Annotated in this window: 18 protein-coding genes; 7 read left to right on the top strand and 11 right to left on the bottom strand. The window is 67.1% G+C overall.

Going from position 1 to position 18,914, the window contains the following annotated elements:
- Positions 1-79: 79 nt before the first annotated feature.
- The 3 genes from WT97_RS14665 to WT97_RS14655 are packed head-to-tail and all read right to left on the bottom strand — an operon-like array spanning position 80 to position 2,507.
- Complete coding sequence (locus WT97_RS14665; protein WP_060353678.1) at positions 80-874, bottom strand: SDR family NAD(P)-dependent oxidoreductase; 795 nt, start codon at positions 872-874, stop codon at positions 80-82.
- 55 nt (positions 875-929) lie between these two features.
- Positions 930-1,784 (bottom strand): type 1 glutamine amidotransferase domain-containing protein, encoded by an 855-nt coding sequence (locus tag WT97_RS14660; protein WP_257128491.1) that lies wholly within the window; start codon positions 1,782-1,784, stop codon positions 930-932.
- Between the two features lie 9 nt (positions 1,785-1,793).
- Positions 1,794-2,507, bottom strand: a complete 714-nt coding sequence (locus WT97_RS14655) for a type 1 glutamine amidotransferase domain-containing protein (RefSeq protein ID WP_059499413.1) — start codon at positions 2,505-2,507, stop codon at positions 1,794-1,796.
- A 121-nt stretch (positions 2,508-2,628) separates the two neighbouring features.
- Between WT97_RS14655 and WT97_RS14650 the strand changes: the two genes are divergently transcribed.
- The 3 genes from WT97_RS14650 to WT97_RS14640 all read left to right on the top strand — a co-directional run bounded on the left by WT97_RS14650 (position 2,629) and on the right by WT97_RS14640 (position 6,354).
- Positions 2,629-3,537: a LysR family transcriptional regulator gene (locus WT97_RS14650; protein ID WP_059792939.1), complete on the top strand. Its 909-nt coding sequence runs from the start codon at positions 2,629-2,631 to the stop codon at positions 3,535-3,537.
- Positions 3,538-3,838: 301 nt separating this feature from the next.
- The gene (locus tag WT97_RS14645; RefSeq protein WP_059792942.1) at positions 3,839-5,029 is read left to right on the top strand and encodes a M20 aminoacylase family protein; all 1,191 of its coding nucleotides are present in this window, start codon (positions 3,839-3,841) and stop codon (positions 5,027-5,029) included.
- Positions 5,030-5,085: 56 nt separating this feature from the next.
- On the top strand, positions 5,086-6,354 hold the full coding sequence (locus WT97_RS14640; RefSeq protein WP_060353677.1) for an MFS transporter: 1,269 nt from the start codon (positions 5,086-5,088) through the stop codon (positions 6,352-6,354).
- Between the two features lie 42 nt (positions 6,355-6,396).
- Here WT97_RS14640 and WT97_RS14635 read toward each other — a convergent pair whose 3' ends face one another.
- Positions 6,397-7,317 (bottom strand): LysR family transcriptional regulator, encoded by a 921-nt coding sequence (locus WT97_RS14635; protein WP_060353676.1) that lies wholly within the window; start codon positions 7,315-7,317, stop codon positions 6,397-6,399.
- Positions 7,318-7,453: 136 nt separating this feature from the next.
- Between WT97_RS14635 and WT97_RS14630 the strand changes: the two genes are divergently transcribed.
- On the top strand, positions 7,454-8,227 hold the full coding sequence (locus tag WT97_RS14630) for a transporter substrate-binding domain-containing protein (RefSeq protein WP_059499408.1): 774 nt from the start codon (positions 7,454-7,456) through the stop codon (positions 8,225-8,227).
- Positions 8,228-8,282: 55 nt separating this feature from the next.
- Entirely contained in the window at positions 8,283-9,398 is a 1,116-nt protein-coding gene (locus tag WT97_RS14625; RefSeq protein WP_059499407.1) for a succinylglutamate desuccinylase/aspartoacylase family protein, read from the top strand.
- Between the two features lie 241 nt (positions 9,399-9,639).
- Here the strand turns inward: WT97_RS14625 and WT97_RS14620 are convergent, their stop codons facing one another.
- Complete coding sequence (locus tag WT97_RS14620; protein WP_059499406.1) at positions 9,640-10,428, bottom strand: IclR family transcriptional regulator; 789 nt, start codon at positions 10,426-10,428, stop codon at positions 9,640-9,642.
- A 226-nt stretch (positions 10,429-10,654) separates the two neighbouring features.
- Between WT97_RS14620 and pcaF the strand changes: the two genes are divergently transcribed.
- On the top strand, positions 10,655-11,857 hold the full coding sequence (pcaF, locus tag WT97_RS14615) for a 3-oxoadipyl-CoA thiolase (RefSeq protein ID WP_059499405.1): 1,203 nt from the start codon (positions 10,655-10,657) through the stop codon (positions 11,855-11,857).
- 100 nt (positions 11,858-11,957) lie between these two features.
- Here the strand turns inward: pcaF and WT97_RS14610 are convergent, their stop codons facing one another.
- The 4 genes from WT97_RS14610 to WT97_RS34075 all read right to left on the bottom strand — a co-directional run bounded on the left by WT97_RS14610 (position 11,958) and on the right by WT97_RS34075 (position 14,295).
- The gene (locus tag WT97_RS14610; protein ID WP_060353675.1) at positions 11,958-12,485 is read right to left on the bottom strand and encodes a DUF523 domain-containing protein; all 528 of its coding nucleotides are present in this window, start codon (positions 12,483-12,485) and stop codon (positions 11,958-11,960) included.
- An 84-nt stretch (positions 12,486-12,569) separates the two neighbouring features.
- On the bottom strand, positions 12,570-13,130 hold the full coding sequence (locus WT97_RS14605; protein ID WP_060353674.1) for a GNAT family N-acetyltransferase: 561 nt from the start codon (positions 13,128-13,130) through the stop codon (positions 12,570-12,572).
- Complete coding sequence (locus WT97_RS14600) at positions 13,127-13,984, bottom strand: bifunctional 2-polyprenyl-6-hydroxyphenol methylase/3-demethylubiquinol 3-O-methyltransferase UbiG (RefSeq protein ID WP_060353673.1); 858 nt, start codon at positions 13,982-13,984, stop codon at positions 13,127-13,129. Before WT97_RS14600 ends, WT97_RS14605 begins: the two co-directional genes overlap by 4 nt.
- A gap of 35 nt (positions 13,985-14,019) precedes the next feature.
- Entirely contained in the window at positions 14,020-14,295 is a 276-nt protein-coding gene (locus WT97_RS34075) for a hypothetical protein (protein ID WP_156440254.1), read from the bottom strand.
- Here WT97_RS34075 and WT97_RS14595 point away from each other — a divergent pair.
- Positions 14,294-15,838 carry a PAS domain-containing methyl-accepting chemotaxis protein gene (locus tag WT97_RS14595; protein ID WP_060353672.1) on the top strand — a complete coding sequence of 515 codons (1,545 nt, stop codon included), beginning with the start codon at positions 14,294-14,296 and terminating at the stop codon, positions 15,836-15,838. The two genes, WT97_RS34075 and WT97_RS14595, sit on opposite strands and share 2 nt — an antisense overlap.
- Positions 15,839-15,962: 124 nt before the next feature.
- Here WT97_RS14595 and gabD read toward each other — a convergent pair whose 3' ends face one another.
- Both gabD and WT97_RS14585 read right to left on the bottom strand, forming a co-directional pair.
- Entirely contained in the window at positions 15,963-17,432 is a 1,470-nt protein-coding gene (gene gabD, locus WT97_RS14590; RefSeq protein WP_060033125.1) for an NADP-dependent succinate-semialdehyde dehydrogenase, read from the bottom strand.
- 87 nt (positions 17,433-17,519) lie between these two features.
- The gene (locus WT97_RS14585; RefSeq protein WP_095211605.1) at positions 17,520-18,803 is read right to left on the bottom strand and encodes a 4-aminobutyrate--2-oxoglutarate transaminase; all 1,284 of its coding nucleotides are present in this window, start codon (positions 18,801-18,803) and stop codon (positions 17,520-17,522) included.
- Between the last annotated feature and the right edge of the window lie 111 nt (positions 18,804-18,914).

Raw genomic sequence — 18,914 nt, 5'->3', positions numbered from 1 at the left:
GCGAATTTGAAGCCGCCAACGAAACGATGTCGTCCGCAATCGGGCGATACGTTTGAAGGCGGACGGAGCCAGCGCTTGATCAGAGAATCGAGCGGTAGGTGCCGCCCTCGACGCGCACCGCGGCGCCATTGGATGCCGCGCCCAAAGGACTGGCCAGCAACGCCACCATCGCGGCAATCTCGTCGGCCTCGATCATGCGGGCAATCAGCGAGCTTGGACGATACGTGTCGAAGAAGTGCGATTCGATTTCCGCATCGGTCATATCGGGCCGTGGCGCGGTTTGCCGAAGATAGGCGACGATGCCTTCGGATCGCGTGGCGGATGGCAGTACGCTGTTGACGGTCACGCCGGTTCCCTTCGTCAGTTCGGCCATTCCGCGCGAGACCGCGAGTTGAGCCGATTTGCTGACACCGTAGTGCACCATGTCCGGCGGTGTGAATGCGCCGACTTCGCTGGACATGAAGATCACACGCCCCCAGTTCTTCGCAAGCATGCGAGGAAAGTAATGACGTGACAGCCTGACACCCGACATCACGTTGACGTCGATCATTCGCAGCCAGTCGTCATCGGTGATCTCCGCGAACGGCTTCGCTTCGTAGTAGCCGAGATTGTTCACGAGAATATCCGTGTCCGGCTGGGCATCGATCAGTTCCGCGGCACCTCGGTCGTTGCTCACGTCGGCGACGATGCCGCGGACGTTGCCACGCTGCGCGCTAGCGGAAAGCTCGGCCACGGCCGCGTCGAGCTTGTCACGTTGCCGCCCGGTGATCGTGACCGCGACACCTTCCGCGGCCAACGTTCGCGCGATCGCCATGCCGATGCCGGCAGTGGCGCCGGTGACGATCGCGGTTTTTCCTTCAAGTTGCAGATCCACGGTTTGCTTCTCCTTGACTCATCGAGGAACCGGCATTGCCGGTCGATTGCACGGCTTACTTGAGCCGCTTCAGCATTTCGCCGGCGACGTCCAGCGCCGACGCCGGATTCTGTCCGGTGATCAATTCGCGGTCGGTCACCACGTGCGCGGTGAACGGCACCTCGTTACTGCTATAAATGCCGCCCGCGCGTTGCAATGCAGTCTGCGGATAGAACTTCATCGCGCCGCCGCCGAGCAGCCCTTTGGCTTGCTCTTCTTCCGCGTTGCTGATCACCGTCATCCGGTAACCGGCGTAGATCCATTTCGTGTCGCCGTCGCCTGCGTTTCCCGCCGCGAGCTTTCGTGCAAAGCCGGGCGCATCGGGCAGCGTCGACAGCAGCGCGATCGGGCCGTGGCAAACGAGCGCCGTGGTCTTGCCGCGCGCGTGAAAGTCGGCCAGCAATCTGCCCACTGCGGGGCTGGTCGACAGGTCCTGCATCGGCGCATGGCCGCCGGGAACATAGACGGCGTCGAAGTGCCCGTAACCGATCTGCTCCACCCGAGCCAGGCTGATCACCGGCGAATGCTCGCGCGACGTGATTTGTAGGCGGTCGAGCAAGGCCCGGTAGTCGCGCATCGCGTGGTCGTCGCCGCCGAAGTACATCTTGTCGGCCGACGTGACGTCCAGCGTCGGCGCCTTGCCCTGCGGCGTGGCGAAGGTCACCTGATGGCCGGCATCGAGCAGCGCCTTCACGGGCTGCATCAGTTCGTTCAGGTAGAAGCCCGTCGCGAAGACCTTGTCATCCTTCAGGTCGAGGTGATCGGAATCCGACAACACCACGAGCACGTTGGCCGCATGAGTGCCGTATGCGGCCATGCCGAGCAGTGCCGCCACGGCGAGCTTGCGCATCGAATACATCGTTTTCTCCATCGGGAAGTTTCAGGCTTGTCGTGAACGGGTGAGCAACAGATGACGCATCGCGGCGCCTACGCCGGAAGCCGACTGCGGGTTCTGGCCAGTCACGAGCCGTCCGTCGACGACGACCTTCGCGGTCCAGTTCGGCGCGGGATCGTGAAGTGCGCCACGCTGCTTCAAGGTGCTCGCGAGCAGGAAGGGGACGACGCGATCGAGCTGGACCGCCCGTTCTTCTTCGTCCGTGAATGCGCTCAGATTCTTGCCGGCGACGAGATATGTCCCGTCGTCGAGCTTCACGTCGACCAATGCGGCCGGGCCGTGACAGACGGCGCCGACCACGCCACCCGCTTCATGGACCGTGCGCGTCACCTTTTCCACGTCGGCATTGCCGGGAAAATCCCACATTGCGCCATGACCGCCGGCAAAGAAGACCGCCGCATATTTCGACGCGTCGACGTCGCCGAGCCGCTGCGTGTGGCGCAGCGCGTCGCGGAAAGCCGCATCGCGCCAATACCGGGCGTTGATTTCGTCGTCGAGATCGAGCCCGTCGACCGGCGGTTCGCCGCCCTGAATGGACGCGAATTCGACGGGAATGCCGGCGGCGTCCAGTTCGGCCAGCGGATGCGTCACTTCGCCGAGATAGAAACCGGTCGGCTCGCCGGTCGAGCCTTTCTTCGCGTGGCTCGTGAGTACGAATAGAACCGACAGATCCTGCCGGTCGCGATGTTGGCCATTCATGCTGTGCTCCTGGATTTCAATGGGTGACTCGGCGATGCAGTCACGACGCACGCACTTTATTTGGCTCGCCAGCGGAGATAAACTCGCGCGAAAGTAAATCTTTTGTTCTTTGGAGGACAAGATGGCGCGCAAATTCGACCATCTCGGTGACGTGGAAGCGTTCGTGACGGTGGTCGAAAAAGGCTCGATGACGGCCGGCGCGGTGGCATTGGGCAGCACGCCGTCCGTGTTGAGCCGGGCCATCACCCGTCTGGAAGCCCGGCTGGGCACGCAGTTGTTGCGTCGTTCCACGCGGCGGTTGAGCCTGACGGAGCACGGCAGGCTCTATCTGGAGCAATCGCGCGCGGCGTTTTTGCTGATCGATGACGCCGAGCGGGCCATTCAGGGGCACGGCGGTACCTTGACCGGCCATGTCCGGCTGAGCGTACCGACGACGTACGGGCACTATCGTCTGCCGCCGCTGCTTCGACGGTTCACGCGGGAACACCCGCACGTTCGCGTGGAGTTGAACATCGCGAACCGGAACGTGGATCTCGTGGCCGAAGGTTTCGACCTGGCGATCCGTCTGGGCGAATTGCCGGACAGCGGTCTGGTCGCGCGCAAGCTCGAGGATGCGGCGCTGTGCCTTGTCGCGTCGCCCGAGTACGTCGCCCACGCCGGCACGCCCGCAAACGTGGCCGACCTGGAGCACCATCTTTGTTTGCCGTTCATGCTGCCCAGCAGCGGCCGTATCGCGCCCTGGGTATTCCGTGACGGCGATCGGGACATCGATTGGCTGCCGGCTTCGAACGTCGCGGTGTCCGACGATGTGCTCGGTGTCGTGTCGATGGCGCAGAGTGGCGGCGGTATCTGCCAGACCTACGACTTCATCGTTCAGGATCGGATCCGGGCCGGAAATCTCGTCGAAGTGTTACCCCATCTGCGCGGGCGCACACGGCCGTTTTCGGTCGTCTACGCGCCGCATCGCCGCCTGTCGGCCGCGTCCCGCAATTTGATCGACATGTTGGTCACGTCGGCGGCCGAGGCTTGAAGCGATTGCGATACATCCTTCGCCGCGGCACGCGATGAAAGGGCGGCGCCACTTGCCGGGTCGGGCTTCCCGGTCAGGGTGGAAAGCCGTTTTCGACTGGGTGTACGGGCTATCCATCGTGAGCCTGTATCCCTATCCGATCGAAAGCCACACCGGACCGATGCCCCCGTATTAACCCTGATTAAAAAACCTTATCGCGGTGAAAAATTCCGCATCTTATTGCGCGGATATCGGCTCGCTATAGTGGCTCGCTTTCCCGCACGCATCCCCGCGTGCGCAGACGAACGGCAGGAGCCCCTTGATGACCACCGCTACCCGATTCACCGAAGTCGAGGATCTGATGCCCGCCGCAGGCGGGCTGCGCGAGATCCGTCACCACATCCATCACCATCCCGAACTCGCGTACGAAGAGCACGACACGGCCGCGCTCGTCGCGGACAAGCTCGAGCAATGGGGCTGGCAGGTGACGCGCGGGGTCGGCAAGACGGGCGTCGTCGGCACGCTGCGGGTGGGCGACGGCGCGCGCAGCATCGGCATTCGCGCGGACATGGATGCGCTGCCGATCGTCGAGGCGACCGGCCTGCCGTATGCGAGCGGCACGCACGGCAAGATGCACGCATGCGGCCACGACGGCCACACGACGATGCTGCTCGGCGCCGCGCAGCATCTCGCGAAGACGCGCAACTTCTCGGGCACCGTGCACCTGTATTTCCAGCCGGCGGAAGAGCACGGCGTCGACAGCGGCGCGAAGAAGATGATCGACGACGGCCTGTTCGAGCGTTTCCCGTGCGACGCCGTGTTCGGCATGCACAACCATCCGGGCGCGGCGCCCGGCGTCTTCCTCACGCGGCGCGGCCCGTTCATGTCGGCGGGCGACAAGGCGATCGTCACGATCGAAGGCGTCGGCGGCCACGCGGCGCGGCCGCATCTGACCGTCGACCCGGTGGTGGTCGCGGCGAGCATCGTGATGGCGCTGCAGACGATCGTCGCGCGCAACGTCGACCCGTCGCAGCCGGCGGTGGTCACGGTCGGCTCGATGCACGCGGGCACCGCGAACAACGTGATTCCGAACGGCGCGCGCCTCGAACTCAGCGTGCGTTCGTTCAGCCCCGAGGTGCGCGCGCTGCTCAAGCGTCGCATCACCGAGCTGGCCGAAACGCAGGCCGCGAGCTACGGCGCGACCGCGAACGTCGAGTACATCGAAGGCTATCCGGTCGTCGTCAATACGGATGCCGAAACGGATTTCGCCGCGCAGGTCGCGCGCGAACTCGTCGGGGATGCGCACGTGGTCGAGCAGGCCGACCTGCTGATGGGCAGCGAGGATTTCGCATTCATGCTGCAGCAGCGGCCCGGCTCGTTCGTGCGGCTCGGCAACGGCGAAGGCGAGGACGGCTGCATGGTGCACAACCCGAAATACGACTTCAACGATCGCAACCTGCCGATCGGCGCCGCGTTCTGGACGCGCCTCGTCGAGCGTTACCTCGGGCAGTGATCGCAACGGCGGCGCGCAGCCGGCGCTTCCGGCCGCATTGAGAGGAGAGGAGAGCGATGCAGAAAGACCATCTCGCGCTGCACCCCGCGTCGCCGGGCGCCGCCGAAGCCGGGGCGCCCGGCGCGCCTGCCGTCACGCGGCGCGGCGCGATCGCCGCGGCCGTGATCGGCAACTGGCTGGAATTCTTCGATTTCACCGTGTACGGCTTCTTCGCGGTGCTGATCGGCAAGCTGTTCTTCCCGTCGAGCGACCCGACCACGTCGCTGCTGCTGTCGGTCGCGACGTTCGCCGCCGGCTTCTTCATGAACCTGACGATCATGCTGATGGCGCTCGGCACCGGCCTGATCGCGATCGCGCCGACCTATGCGCAGGTGGGCGTGGCCGCGCCGCTGCTCGTGGTGTTCGCGCGGTTGCTGCAGGGCTTCTCGCAAGGCGGCGAATTCGGCGCGGCGACGTCGACGCTGCTCGAACAGGGCGGCACGTCGCGCCGCGGGTTCCGCGCGAGCTGGCAGCTCGCGACGCAAGGCGGCGCCGCGCTGATGGGCTCGGGGTTCGCGGCGCTGCTGTCGAACACGATGACGAAGGACGCGCTGGAAGGCTGGGGCTGGCGGCTGCCGTTCCTCGTCGGCGTGCTGATCGCGCCGGTCGGGATGTTTTTGCGTCGCCGGCTCGCGGACGACGCGCCCGGCGACCGCCATCACGGCATCGAGCGCGGCGTGCTGCACGAGCTGTTCTCGAAGCACGCGCGCACGGTGCTGCTGCTGATGCTCACGGTGATGGGCGGCACGGTGTCGACCTACATCCTGACGTTCTACATGCCGACCTACGCGATCCACACGCTCGGCCTGCCGATGAAGCTGTCGATGTTCGTCGGCGTCGCGTCGGGCTGCGTGATGCTGGTTACGTGCCCGCTGTTCGGCTGGCTGTCGGACAAGCTCGGCAGCCGGCGCCTGCCGATCTTCGTCGGCCGCGGCGTGCTGGTCGCGCTGCTGTTTCCGGCATTCTGGCTGATGAACCATCATCCGACGCTGTCGGTGATCCTGCCGCTGACCGCGCTGATGCTGCTGTTCTATTCGCTCGGCTCCGCATCGGAAATGGCGCTGATGTGCGAGTCGCTGCCGCGCCACGTGCGGGCGACGGGCATCTCGATCGCGTATGCGCTCGCGGTGACGATCTTCGGCGGCACCGCGCAGTTGATCGCGACCTGGCTCGTGAAGACGACCGGCAGCAAGCTCGCACCGGCGGGCTACGTGGCCGCGTGCGTGGTGCTGTCGCTGATCGCGGTCGCGATGCTGCGCGAGACCGCGCGCGAATCGCTGGACTGACGCGCGAGGCGTGATGGGGGCGGCGCGCGCGGCCGTATGCGCTTACCGTCCGCTCACCACCCTCAGATACGACGCGAGCATCGTCGCGAGTTCCTGCGCGGCCGGCGTCAGCGGTACGGCCGCGCGCTGCAGCAGGCAGACGTCCTGCGCTTCGGCCCGTTCGCGCACGGGCACCTTCACGAGCGCGCCGGCGAACGGCCCGTGCCGCGTGATCGTTTCGGTTTCGAGCGCGAGGGAATCGGTCTGCGTGACGATCTGCAGCGTCTCGAACATCCCTTCGACGGTCGCGAGGATCTTCGGCGGCGGCTGGCCGTGCGCGTCGAAGTACGCGAGCAGCCGGTTGACGACCGGGTCGGCGCTCAGGTTCGGCGAGCGCGTGGACACCCATGCGTGGCCGGCCAGCTCGGCGAGCGATCGCGCATGCATCGCCGGGTGCCCGTTGCGGCAGACGACCACCGGCGCCGACGTGCGCAGCGGCGTGACCGCGAGATCGGTCGTGTCGGTCTGCTTCGCGACCAGCGCGATCGCGAAATCGACCGCGCTTTCGCGCAGCCAGCCGATCATCATCCGCGACGTGCCGGTGCGCAGGTGCACGTCCACCTTGTCGAAGCGCGCGCGGAACGCGGTCAGCACCGGCGCGAACGCGTCGATCAGCGGCTCGGTCACGAGGCCGAGCGTGACGGTGCCTTCGTAGGCGCCGCTCAACTGACGGATCTCCCGCTCGACCTGATCGCATTCGCCGAGGATCGAACCGGAGCGCGCGAGCAGCCGCTGGCCGACGGCCGTCGGCACGATCCCGCGATTGGTGCGCGTGAACAGCGTCGCGCCGAGCGTCGCCTCGAGGCCCTGCAGTTGCTGCGAGACGCCGCTTTGCGCGAGATCGAGCGCGCGTGCGGCCGCGCGCAGGCTGCCGTGCTCGACGACGGCCTGGAAGATGCGGAGCTGGGACAGCGTGAACGCCATGGGAAGCTGCGAGACCGGTGATCGGAAATACCGATCATGATAAGTCAGCCGATGGTTCCGGCGGCAGCCGGCGGCCCCTACGATCGCAGGCAGTCCGGCGCATGCCGTTCGTCCCGCTACCTGCCCATCGTCGACCATGAAACGTCTCCTCGTCCCGCTCGTTTCCCTGTGCATTGGCCTAGCGGCCACGTCCGCGTTTGCGCTCGACGCGCACGTGGTGCGGCTCGGCATCGACCCGACCTATCCGCCGATGGATGCGAAAGCGCCCGACGGCAGCCTGAAAGGCTTCGACGTCGATCTCGGCAACGAGATCTGCCGCCGCGCGCAGTTGCGCTGCCAGTGGGTCGAGCTCGAATTCTCCGGGATGATCCCCGCGTTGCAGGCGCGCAAGATCGACGCGATCCTGTCGTCGATGGCGATCACCGCGAAGCGCGAGAAACAGATCCTGTTCTCGTCGAAGCTGTTCCGCTTCAAGTCGCGGCTCGTCGCGCGGCCCGGCAGCGGGCTCGACGGCACGGCGGCGTCGCTGGCCGGCAAGCGCGTCGGCGTGCAGTCGGGCACGCAGTTCGAATCGTGGGCGCTCGCGCACTGGGCGCCGGCCGGCGTCGGCGTGGTGCCGTACAAGAGCCAGGACGACGTGTTCGCCGATCTCGTGAACGGCCGCCTCGACGCGGCGCTGCTCGGCACCGTGGAAGCCGACTATGGGTTCCTGCGCCAGCCGCGCGGCAAGGGCTTCGCATTCGTCGGCGCGCCGCTCGACATGGGCGATCGCGGCGTCGGCATCGGCATGCGGCAGTCGGATACCGCGCTCAAGGCGTCGATCGACGGCGCGATCGCGTCGATGCTGAAGGACGGTACGTACGACCGGATCGCGAAGCAGTATTTCGATTTCAACCCGTACGGCGACTGAGCGCCGTGCAGGCCCGTCGTTCCGATTCCCCGTTTTCATCCGTTCGAGACCATCGATGCAGATTCGCACCACGCCGCTCCTGTCGCCGTCGATCGGCACGCAGCGCACGCTGACGAGCTTTCATTTCGGGCCGGCCGGCAGCGGCCGCAAGATCTATCTGCAGGCCGCGTTGCACGCGGACGAGACGCCGGCGATGCTCGCGGCGGTCGTGCTGAAGCAGCGCCTCGCGCAGCTCGACGCCGCAGGCCGGCTCGCGGCCGAAGTCGTGCTCGTGCCGGTGTCGAACCCGGTCGGTCTCAATCATCATCTGCTCGGGCAGTTCATCGGCCGTTTCGACCTCGCGAGCGGCCGCAACTTCAATCGCGGCTTCCTGCCGCTCGCGGAGATCGCCGCGCGGGCGCGCGACCGGCTGGGCGGCGACGGCGCGCGCAATCGCGCGATCGTGCGCGAATGCGTCGGCGCGGCGCTCGACGACATCGCGCCGCGCACCGAATTCGATGCGCTGCAGCTTGCGCTGCTGAAGCTGTCGCACGACGCCGACGTCGTGATCGACCTGCATTGCTCGCTCGAAGCGGTGATGCACGTATACACGAGCGATACAGCGTGGCCGGACGTCGAGCCGCTCGCGCGTTATCTCGGTGCGGAGGTGTCGCTGCTCGCCGAGGATTCGGGCGGCCATGCGTTCGACGACGCGCATCACCTGCTGTGGTCGCGATTGCGCGCGCATTTGCCGGAGGGCACGCCGATGGCCGCCGGCACCGTGGCCGTGACCGTCGAGTGCCGCGGCCAGCGCGACGTGACGTACGACTATGCGCAACGCGACGCCGACGCGCTCGTGGACTATCTCGTGTGGTGCGGCGCGGTGCGCGGCGAACGTGCGCCGCTGCCGCCGCTGGCCGCGCCGGCCACGCCGCTTGCGGGCAGCGAGCAGTTTTACGCGCCGGTGAGCGGGATTCTCGTGCACCGTGCGGCGATCGGCGCGACGATCCGTGCGGGCGATCCGCTGTTCGACATCGTCGATCCGCTGACGGATGCGGTCACGACGATCTCGAGCGCGACCGATGGCGTGTTCTACATGCGGCGCGCGATCCGTTTCGTGACGGCCGGCGCGCCGCTCGGCCGCGTGACGGGCACGGTGCCGGTGCGAACGGGGATGTTGCTGGGCGCGTGAGCGGCGCCGGGTGCGCGCGGTGTCCGAAATGCGCCGTGCAATTTCGTTCTCGTCAAATTGACCGGGCGTTGCCGCGCTCCTAAATTGGGCGATGCGGAGCGCGCTCCGTGTTCCGTGAGAAGGACGTTGCAAACAGAGTCAGAGAGTTGAGCGGGCGGCGCATGCCGCCCGTCTTTTTATCCGCTTCGCGCCACGCGATCCCTCCATCCCCGTCTTGCCGGTTCGCCGGGCGAACGATCGCTCAGCCGCGCCGCGCCACCAGCTCCGATACCGTCTGCGCGGCCTGCTGCAGCGGCCCGAGAAACTCCTTCACCATCTGCTTCGCGGTATGCCGCTGTGCGTTGCCGCTGATGTTCATCGCGGCGATCACCTGCCCGCGCCGGTTGCGGATCGGCGCGGAGATCGACATCAAGCCCACCTCGAGTTCCTGGTCGACCACGGCCCAGCCTTGCTGGCGCACCTGCGCGATCGTCGCCTTGAGTTCGCCGATGTCGGTGATCGTGCGCGGCGTATGCGCGCGGATCCCGCTTTGCGCGAGCGTTTCGTCGAGCGTCGCGTCGTCGAGCGCGGACAGCAGCACGCGGCCCATCGACGTGCAGTACGCGGGCAGCCGGCTGCCGATCGACAGGTTGATCGTCATGATCTTGCGGGTCGGCACGCGCAGCACGTAGACGATCTCGGTGCGGTCGAGCACCGCGGCCGAGCAGCTTTCGTGGATTTGCGCGGACAACTGCTCCATCACCGGATCGGCGAGATTCCAGAACGGCATCGACGTCAGGTACGCGAAGCCGAGCTCGAGGATCTTCGGCGTGAGCCGGAACAGCCGGCCGTCGGCCTCGACGTAGCCGAGCGTCTGCAGCGTGAGCAGGATCCGGCGCGCGCCCGCGCGCGTGAGGCCGGTGGCCGACGCGACCTCGGTGAGCGTCTGCTCCGGGCGCGCCGCGTCGAATGCGCGGATCACCGCGAGGCCGCGCGCGAACGACTGCACATAGGAGTCGCCGGGTTTCGTTTGAATATCGTCGGTTGTCATGAGCGCCTGGAATGTCGTGCAGCCGAGAAGATAGCGCAAGGGGCCCGACACGCCAACCGCACGGCGGATCGCGCCCTTGACAGGTCGTCCCTGCACTCCCTATGATGCGTTGAACGTTCGATACACGATCTTATGTTCGTATATAGAACATTTAAGCGCATCCCGGCAGGCAATGCAAGGGGGCGCCCCGTTCATTTCCCAGCCTTTCACGGGACCGGAGACACTGATGACCGAAGCTTTTCTGTGTGATGCGATCCGTACGCCGATCGGGCGTTACGGCGGTGCACTGTCCGGCGTGCGCGCCGACGATCTGGGCGCGGTGCCGCTCAAGGCGCTCGTCGAGCGCAACCGCGACGTCGACTGGACGGCGATCGACGACGTGATCTACGGCTGCGCGAACCAGGCCGGCGAGGACAACCGCAACGTCGCGCGCATGTCGGCGCTGCTGGCGGGCCTGCCGGAGGGCGTGCCGGGTTCGACGATCAACCGCCTGTGCGGCTCCGGAATGGATGCGGTCGGCGTGGCCGCGCGCGCGATCAAGTCGGGCGAAGCCGCGCTGATGGTGGCGGGCGGTGTCGAGAGCATGACGCGTGCGCCGTTCGTGATGGGCAAGGCCGCGAGCGCATTCGCGCGCCAGGCCGACATCTACGATACGACGATCGGCTGGCGTTTCGTCAATCCGCTGATGAAGCAGCTGTATGGCGTCGATTCGATGCCGGAGACGGCCGAGAACGTCGCAGTCGATTACCACGTCAGCCGCGCGGATCAGGACCTGTTCGCGCTGCGCAGCCAGCAGAAGGCCGCGCGTGCGCAGCAGGACGGTACGCTCGCCGAGGAAATCGTGTCGGTCACGATTGCGCAAAAGAAGGGCGATCCGGTGGTCGTGTCGCGTGACGAGCATCCGCGCGAAACGTCGCTCGAAGCGCTCGCGAAGCTGAAGGGCGTCGTGCGCCCGGACGGCTCGGTCACGGCCGGCAACGCGTCGGGCGTCAACGACGGCGCCGCCGCGCTGCTGCTGGCGAACGAGGCAACCGCGAAGCGCTTCGGCCTGACGCCGCGCGCCCGCGTGCTGGGGATCGCGACGGCCGGCGTCGCGCCGCGCGTGATGGGCATCGGCCCCGCGCCGGCCACGCAGAAGCTGCTCGCGCGGCTCGGGATGACGATCGACCAGTTCGACGTGATCGAGCTGAACGAAGCGTTCGCGTCGCAGGGTCTCGCGGTGCTGCGCATGCTCGGCGTCGCCGACGACGATCCCCGCGTGAACCCGAACGGCGGTGCGATTGCGCTCGGTCACCCGCTCGGCGCATCGGGTGCGCGCCTCGTGACGACAGCGATGTACCAGTTGCATCGCACGAACGGCCGCTTTGCGCTGTGCACGATGTGCATCGGCGTCGGTCAGGGCATCGCGATCGCGATCGAACGCGTCTGACCGGCGCGATGGGGTGAAGCGGCCGGATACGCGCCGCTTTACCGCCGCACCGTTTCCGCCACGATGGGCGGCACGAGATGTCTCGTGCCGCCCATCGTCGTTAACCGGCTGGCGACAGCTGCCTGAGCCGCGCGTCGAGCGCGTCGATCTCGGTGTCCGCGAACACCTCGATGCCATGCGCGCGCAGCAGCGCCGCCGTGACGCCGACGCCCGCGTGCCGCCGGCTCTCGAAACTTCCGTCGTAAATGAACGTGCTGCCGCACGAGGGACTGCCATCGGCGAGGATCGCGAAGCGGCAGCCGTGTGCCTGCGCGAGGGCCAGCGCGGTCTGCGCGCCGGCCACGAACGGGGCCGTCACGTCGGTGCCGTCCACGTCGACGATGCGGGCGTGACCCGACAGCACCTGCTGCCCCGATGCGCCGCCGGCGATCTCGGCAGGCGGGCGCGGCACGCCGAGGCCGCCCGCCAGTTCCGGGCAGACGGCCACGAGACGCCCTTCGCGTTGCCACCGTTCGAGCGCCTCGTGCGCGGCGGTTTTCGCCGAGCCGTTGTAACGGACCGGATGGCCGACCACGCACATGCTGACGAGGATCTTCGGCGTGGCGGGCGGTGGCGGGTCGTCGTTCAATGTCGCGCTCCGTGACGTGCTGACGGCAACTGATGGGGCTGTGGCGGCGCGCAAAATTCTACGCTTCATCCGCATGCCGGGCGGTCACGCCGTCGGCCCTTCGAGGTGAATGTCTTCGGGTTCGAGTGCGTAAAGCTCGGGATCGGGCGCCGCGCTGACCGTGAAGCCGAGCCGCAGGTAGAAGTCGATCGTGCGCTGCGACGGCGTGGCCGACACGTACAGACGCTCGGCGCCCATCGTGCGTGCCTGCGCCTGCGCCGCGCGATAGAGCTGTTTGCCGAGCCCGCAACCGCGCCAATCGTGGCTCACGTGCAGGAACTTCAACTGCAGCATGTCGCGCCGCGGGCCGAGCGGCCGGCTGTCGACGACGACGGCCGCAACGAGCCGCGTGCCGTCGAACCGCCCGAGAAACCAGCCGCCGCGGTCGTGACAGTCGAGCAGGATCGGCGTGTAGTGCTCGGCTTCGCCGTCGGGCCAGCCGGCCACGTCGTAGAACTCGGGCACGAGATGCAGCGCGTCGTCGCGCAGCACGTACAGGTGTTCGATGATTTCACGCCGGTCGATGGTCCACACGAGCGGCACGTCGTCGCGGGCCAGCAGGCGGGCCGACAGCGCGTCGCGCGCGGCGGCGGTGCGGCGCGTCATGCGGCCACCCGGTGCGCGGCGATCGCGTACATCAACGGCAGGCGCGGCATGCCTTCGGGCGGCACCATCCGGCGGCCGTCCAGCTCGCGCATGCCGTCGAAGCCCTTCCAGCCGTTCGCGTACGGATATTCGGTCAAGCGATCGATCGCAAGCCCGGCCGATACCAGTGCATTCACCACGTCGCCGATGCCCCACATGAACTCGTAGCTCGGATGCGGGTTCGCGAAATCGACGATGCCCGGGCGGTCGTGTTGCGCGCCGAGCCCCGTGCCGGACGCCGCGACGTAATCGCCGACGCCTGCGGGTTCCTCGGTCGCGTCGTCCTTGAAGTAGTCGTAGTGCGGCTGCCAGTGTTCGTCGAAATACAGCGAGAACGGATGGAACTCGACCATCGCGAAGCGGCCGCCCGGTGCGAGCAGCGAGGCGATCCCGTGCGCCCATGCGGTCAGGTCCGACAGCCAGTAGATCGCGCCGTACGACGTGAACACGCGATCGAAGCGCTCGCCGCGCGCGGCGGCTTCGGGCATCCAGTCGAGTACGTCGGCGCGCTCGAATCGCGCGGGCAGGCCCGCGTCGGCCGACAGTTGCCGCGCGAAGTCGATCGCCTCGTCGGAGATGTCGACGCCGGTTGCGTCCGCGCCCTCGCGCACGAGGCTCAGCGTGTCCTGCCCCGCGTTGCATTGCAGGTGCAAGAGCCGCAGACCCGCGAGATCGCCGAGCAGTTCGCGTTCTTCCGGAAACAGCGTCGAGCCGCCATTGCGGAAAAATGCGGCCTGATCGCCTTTATGGCTGTTATGCGCGACCGTCGCCTTATTCCAGGACAACCGATTCAGTTCGTGCAATGCCTTTTTCATCGAATTCGAATTCCGGTGGAATGGAGCAGGATAAGTCAAATCGTTTCGCCGCGCGCAACGGATGCCGGCATCGGCACGCCGGGCGGCGCGTTGTGACAAGTCGATAAACACGTGCCGCGATTATCGCTGGAATATTTGATCGAAATCATGGTAATGGCGGAATTGCATGCATGATGCGCGACAGGATTAAGGTTTCCCGGTGCATTGCCGACAAAGGACGAGAGTGTCGTAAAGCGATCAACCGTTTTTCGGCTACTGAGCGCGATTTCAGCGCGATGCGGACGACAGATCCGCCTTTCGGAGCCTTGCATGCGCAACAACCAGCCCGTTACTCAACAGGAATTCGATTTTCCCGACGACGTCACACTGATGTCGACGACCGATGCCGACAGCGTCATCACCTACGCGAACACGACGTTCGCGCAGGTGAGCGGGTTCTCGAACGAGGAACTCGTCGGCCAGCCGCACAACGTGCTGCGGCACCCGGACATGCCGAAGGAGGCGTTCGCCGACATGTGGGCGACGCTCAGGCGCGGCGAGCCGTGGACCGCGCTCGTGAAGAACCGCCGCAAGAATGGCGACCATTACTGGGTGCGCGCGAACGCGATTCCGGTGATGCGCAACGGGCAGCCGAAGGGCTACATGTCGGTGCGCACGAAGGCGACGCGCGACGAGACCCAGGCCGCGGACGCGCTGTATCGCGCGTTTCGCGAAGGCAAGAACGATCGGCGCCGGTTCCACAAGGGGCTCGTCATCCGCACCGGGCTGCTGCGGATCGCGTCGCTGCCGCAGACGATGTCGGTGCGTGCGCGTGTTCATTCGGCATCGTGTGTGCTGGCGCCGGCGGTCGTCGGCGCGGGCTGGGCCTGCGGGCTGACCGGCAACGGGCTCGCGGCGTTTGCCGGTGTGACGATCGGCGTGGCGGCCGCCGCCGGCTGGTGGCTCGATGCGCAGATCGTGCAACCGCTGAAGCGGCTGCACGAGCAGGCGCTGAACGTCGCGACCGGCGAGAGCCGGCGCGGCGTACGGATGAATCGCGTCGACGAGATCGGCATGACGCTGCGCACGATCAACCAGCTCGGGCTGATGTTCCGCTGGCTCGTCGACGACGTCAGCGAGCAGGTGCACAACGTGCAGCGCGCGAGCAACGAGATCGCGCAAGGCAACAACGACCTCAGCGCGCGTACCGAGCAGGCCGCGTCCAGCGTGCAGCAGACCGCCGCGTCGATGGCGGAAATGACGGCCACCGTGTCGAGCAATGCGGAAACGGCGCTGCAGGCGAATCGGTTGTCCGTTTCCGCGAGCGACGCGGCCGAGCGTGGCGGGCAGGCGGTGAGCGAGGTCGTCGCGACGATGAGCGAGATCACCGAGAGTTCGCGCAAGATTGCCGACATCATCGGCGTGATCGACGGCATCGCGTTCCAGACCAACATCCTCGCGCTGAATGCGGCGGTCGAGGCCGCACGCGCGGGCGAGCAGGGTCGTGGTTTCGCGGTGGTCGCAGGCGAGGTGCGCGCGCTCGCGCAGCGCAGCGCGAACGCGGCGAAGGAGATCAAGACGCTGATCGGCGCGAGCGTCGAGCGGGTGGAGTCGGGCGCGCGGCGCGTGGACGAGGCGGGCCGGACGATGGAGGACATCGTCACGCAGGTGAAGCGCGTGTCCGGTCTGATCGCGGAAATCAGCTCGTCGACGGCCGAGCAGAGCACGGGCGTCGCACAGGTCGACCAGGCGGTCGTGCATCTGGACAACATCACGCAGCAGAACGCGGCCCTCGTCGAGCAGAGCACGGCGGCGTCGGAAAGCCTGAAGCAGCAGGCGACGCGGCTGGTGGAGGCGGTGAACGTATTCCGCTGATTGCGGAGAAGGCAGGTGACGCGGGCACGGCGGAGAAGGATACCGGCCCGCGTCGTGACCGCCCGGTTCCGGCCGGGCGGCCGGGCGGCCGGGGCCTGCCGCTCGCGCGCCAGGCCCTGAACCGTCAGACGGCCAGGCAGAGGTACTTGATCACGACGTAGTCGTCGATGCCGTAGTGCGAACCTTCGCGGCCGAGGCCCGACTGCTTCACGCCGCCGAACGGCGCGACTTCGTTCGAGATCAGGCCCGTGTTCACGCCGACCATCCCGTATTCGAGCGCTTCGGCGACCTTCCACACGCGGCCGATGTCGCGGCTGTAGAAGTACGCGGCGAGGCCGAATTCGGTGTCGTTCGCGAGGCGGATCACCTCGTCGTCGCTGCCGAACTTGAACAGCGGCGCGAGCGGCCCGAACGTCTCTTCCTTCGCGACCTTCATCGCCGGCGTGACGCCGGTCAGCACCGTCGGCTCGAAGAAGCCGTGGCCGAGCGCGTGACGCTTGCCGCCCGTCACGACGGTCGCGCCCTTCGCGAGCGCGTCCTCGATGTGCGCCTCGACCTTCAGCACGGCTGCTTCGTTGATCAGCGGGCCTTGCGTGACGCCCGGCTCCGTGCCGCGGCCGACCTTCAACTGGCCGACGGCCGCCGCGAGCTTCTGCGCGAACTGGTCGTACACGGCTTCATGCACGTAGAAGCGGTTCGTGCACACGCACGTCTGGCCGCTGTTGCGGTACTTCGACGCGATCGCCCCCTGCACGGCCGCGTCGAGGTCGGCGTCGTCGAACACGATGAACGGCGCATTGCCGCCGAGCTCCAGCGACACCTTCTTGACCGTCGCCGCGCACTGCGCCATCAACAGGCGGCCGACCGGCGTCGAGCCCGTGAACGACAGCTTGCGCACGATCGGGTTCGACGTCAGTTCGCCGCCGATCGCCTTCGGGTCGCCCGTGACGACGCTGAACACGCCCGCCGGCACGCCAGCGCGCTCGGCCAGCACGGCCATCGCAAGCGCGGAGAACGGCGTCGCCTCGGCCGGCTTCACGACGATCGGGCAGCCTGCCGCGAGCGCCGGGCCGACCTTGCGGGTGATCATTGCCGCCGGGAAGTTCCACGGCGTGATCGCCGCGCACACGCCGATCGCTTCCTTCGTCACGACGATGCGCTTGTCGCTCGCCGGCGTCGGGATCGTGTCGCCGTACACGCGCTTGCCCTCTTCCGCGAACCACTCGAGGAACGACGCCGCGTAGCCGATCTCGCCCTTCGCTTCGGCCAGCGACTTGCCCTGCTCGGTGGTGAGGATCAGCGCGAGGTCGTCGGCGTTCTCCATCATCAGGTCGTGCCACTTGCGCAGGATGACCGCGCGTTCCTTCGCGGTCTTCTTGCGCCACGCCGGCCATGCGGCATTCGCGGCGTCGATCGCGTGACGCGTTTCCGCCGCGCCCATCGCCGGCACGGTGCCGAGCAGGCCGCCCGTCGCCGGGTTGCGGACGTCGAACGTCTCGCCGTTCGTTGCGCGTTGCCATTCGCCGTTGACGTACGCCTCTTGGCGGAACAGCGACGGATCTTTCAGTGCCAGGGTTTCCTGAACCGTGCTCATATGAATCACCTGCTTTGAAAAGGACGGATGCAAACGGCCGCCGCCGTCTTCACGACGGCGGCGGCGCATTCAGTCGGGGACGGGTACTCAGGCCGGCACGCCGACCGTTTCCTTCAGCACTTCCTCGAGGATCGCGAGCGCTTCGTCGAACACGGCTTGCGGGATCGTCAGCGGGAACAGGAAGCGCACGACGTTCGAGTACACGCCGCACACGAGCAGCAGCAGCCCGCGCTCGAGCGCACGCGCCTGCACGCGCTTCGTGAACTCGGCATCCGGCTCGCCCGAACCCGGCTTCAGGAATTCGACCGCGATCATCGCGCCCGGGCCGCGCACGTCGGCGATCTGCGGCACGTCCGCCTGCAGCGCATTCAGCTTCGCCTTCAGCACGTCGCCGAGCTGCGTCGCGCGCTCGCACAGCTTCTCTTCGTCGATGATCTCGAGCACCGCGTGCGCCGACGCGACGGCCAGCGGATTGCCCGCGTAGGTGCCGCCGAGGCCGCCGGGCGCGGCCGCGTCCATCACGTCCGCACGGCCGACGACGCCCGACAGCGGCATGCCGCCGGCAAGGCTCTTCGCCATCGTGATCAGGTCGGCCAGCACGTCGTAGTGCTGCATCGCGAACAGCTTGCCGGTGCGCGCGAAGCCCGTCTGCACTTCGTCGGCGATCAGCAGGATGCCGTGTTCGTTACAGATCTTGCGCAGCGCGCGCACGAACTCGGCCGGCGCCGGGTTGAAGCCGCCTTCGCCCTGGACCGGTTCGAAGATGATCGCGGCGACGCGCTTCGGATCGATGTCGGCCTTGAACAGCATCTCGATCGCCTTGATCGAGTCGGCCGTCGTCACGCCGTGCAGCGCGTTCGGGTACGGCGCGTGGAACACGTCGCCCGGGAACGGGCCGAAGTTCAGCTTGTACGGGGCGACCTTGCCGGTCAGCGCCATGCCCATCATCGTGCGGCCGTGGAAGCCGCCCGAGAATGCGATGACGCCCGGACGGCCGGTCGCCGCACGCGCGATCTTGATCGCGTTTTCGACGGCTTCGGCGCCGGTCGTGAAGAACGCCGTCTTCTTCGGGAAGTCGCCCGGCGCGCGTGCGTTGATCTTTTCCGCCAGCTCGACGTACGACGCGTACGGGACGATCTGGTAGGCGGTGTGCGTGAAGCTGTTCAACTGATCCGCGATCGCCTTGACGATCTTCGGGTGGCGGTGGCCCGTGTTCAGCACCGCGATGCCGGCGGCGAAATCGATGAAGCGGCGGCCTTCGACATCCCACAGCTCCGCGTTCTCGGCGCGGGCTGCGTAGAAATCGCACATCACGCCGACGCCGCGCGGGGTGGCGGCGTTCTTGCGGGCCTGCAGGTCGGCATTCTTCACGGTCATCTCCTTGATGTTCGGTCCGGTGGGTAGAAAATCGGGCGCCTTGGCAGCCCATGGACGCGACTATAATCACATTTGGCTCCGGCAATCAGAGCCATTTCAATAAAT

Origin of the sequence: Burkholderia sp. MSMB1459WGS (assembly GCF_001534535.1) — a bacterium.
In the GTDB taxonomy this organism is placed as follows: Bacteria; Pseudomonadota; Gammaproteobacteria; order Burkholderiales; family Burkholderiaceae; genus Burkholderia.
Note: the sequence above shows the minus strand (reverse complement) of the source record. Positions and strands in the feature narration are given on the sequence as shown.

What these genes read in the sequence shown, in the direction of transcription:
- WT97_RS14660 (WP_257128491.1), bottom strand. Translation starts at nt 1,784, where the DNA reads ATGGAGAAAACGATGTATTCGATGCGCAAGCTCGCCGTGGCGGCACTG.
- WT97_RS14655 (WP_059499413.1), bottom strand. Translation starts at nt 2,507, where the DNA reads ATGAATGGCCAACATCGCGACCGGCAGGATCTGTCGGTTCTATTCGTA.
- WT97_RS14650 (WP_059792939.1), top strand. Translation starts at nt 2,629, where the DNA reads ATGGCGCGCAAATTCGACCATCTCGGTGACGTGGAAGCGTTCGTGACG.
- WT97_RS14645 (WP_059792942.1), top strand. Translation starts at nt 3,839, where the DNA reads ATGACCACCGCTACCCGATTCACCGAAGTCGAGGATCTGATGCCCGCC.
- WT97_RS14640 (WP_060353677.1), top strand. Translation starts at nt 5,086, where the DNA reads ATGCAGAAAGACCATCTCGCGCTGCACCCCGCGTCGCCGGGCGCCGCC.
- WT97_RS14635 (WP_060353676.1), bottom strand. Translation starts at nt 7,317, where the DNA reads ATGGCGTTCACGCTGTCCCAGCTCCGCATCTTCCAGGCCGTCGTCGAG.
- WT97_RS14630 (WP_059499408.1), top strand. Translation starts at nt 7,454, where the DNA reads ATGAAACGTCTCCTCGTCCCGCTCGTTTCCCTGTGCATTGGCCTAGCG.
- WT97_RS14625 (WP_059499407.1), top strand. Translation starts at nt 8,283, where the DNA reads ATGCAGATTCGCACCACGCCGCTCCTGTCGCCGTCGATCGGCACGCAG.
- WT97_RS14620 (WP_059499406.1), bottom strand. Translation starts at nt 10,428, where the DNA reads ATGACAACCGACGATATTCAAACGAAACCCGGCGACTCCTATGTGCAG.
- pcaF (WP_059499405.1), top strand. Translation starts at nt 10,655, where the DNA reads ATGACCGAAGCTTTTCTGTGTGATGCGATCCGTACGCCGATCGGGCGT.
- WT97_RS14605 (WP_060353674.1), bottom strand. Translation starts at nt 13,130, where the DNA reads ATGACGCGCCGCACCGCCGCCGCGCGCGACGCGCTGTCGGCCCGCCTG.
- WT97_RS14600 (WP_060353673.1), bottom strand. Translation starts at nt 13,984, where the DNA reads ATGAAAAAGGCATTGCACGAACTGAATCGGTTGTCCTGGAATAAGGCG.
- WT97_RS14595 (WP_060353672.1), top strand. Translation starts at nt 14,294, where the DNA reads ATGCGCAACAACCAGCCCGTTACTCAACAGGAATTCGATTTTCCCGAC.
- WT97_RS34075 (WP_156440254.1), bottom strand. Translation starts at nt 14,295, where the DNA reads ATGCAAGGCTCCGAAAGGCGGATCTGTCGTCCGCATCGCGCTGAAATC.
- gabD (WP_060033125.1), bottom strand. Translation starts at nt 17,432, where the DNA reads ATGAGCACGGTTCAGGAAACCCTGGCACTGAAAGATCCGTCGCTGTTC.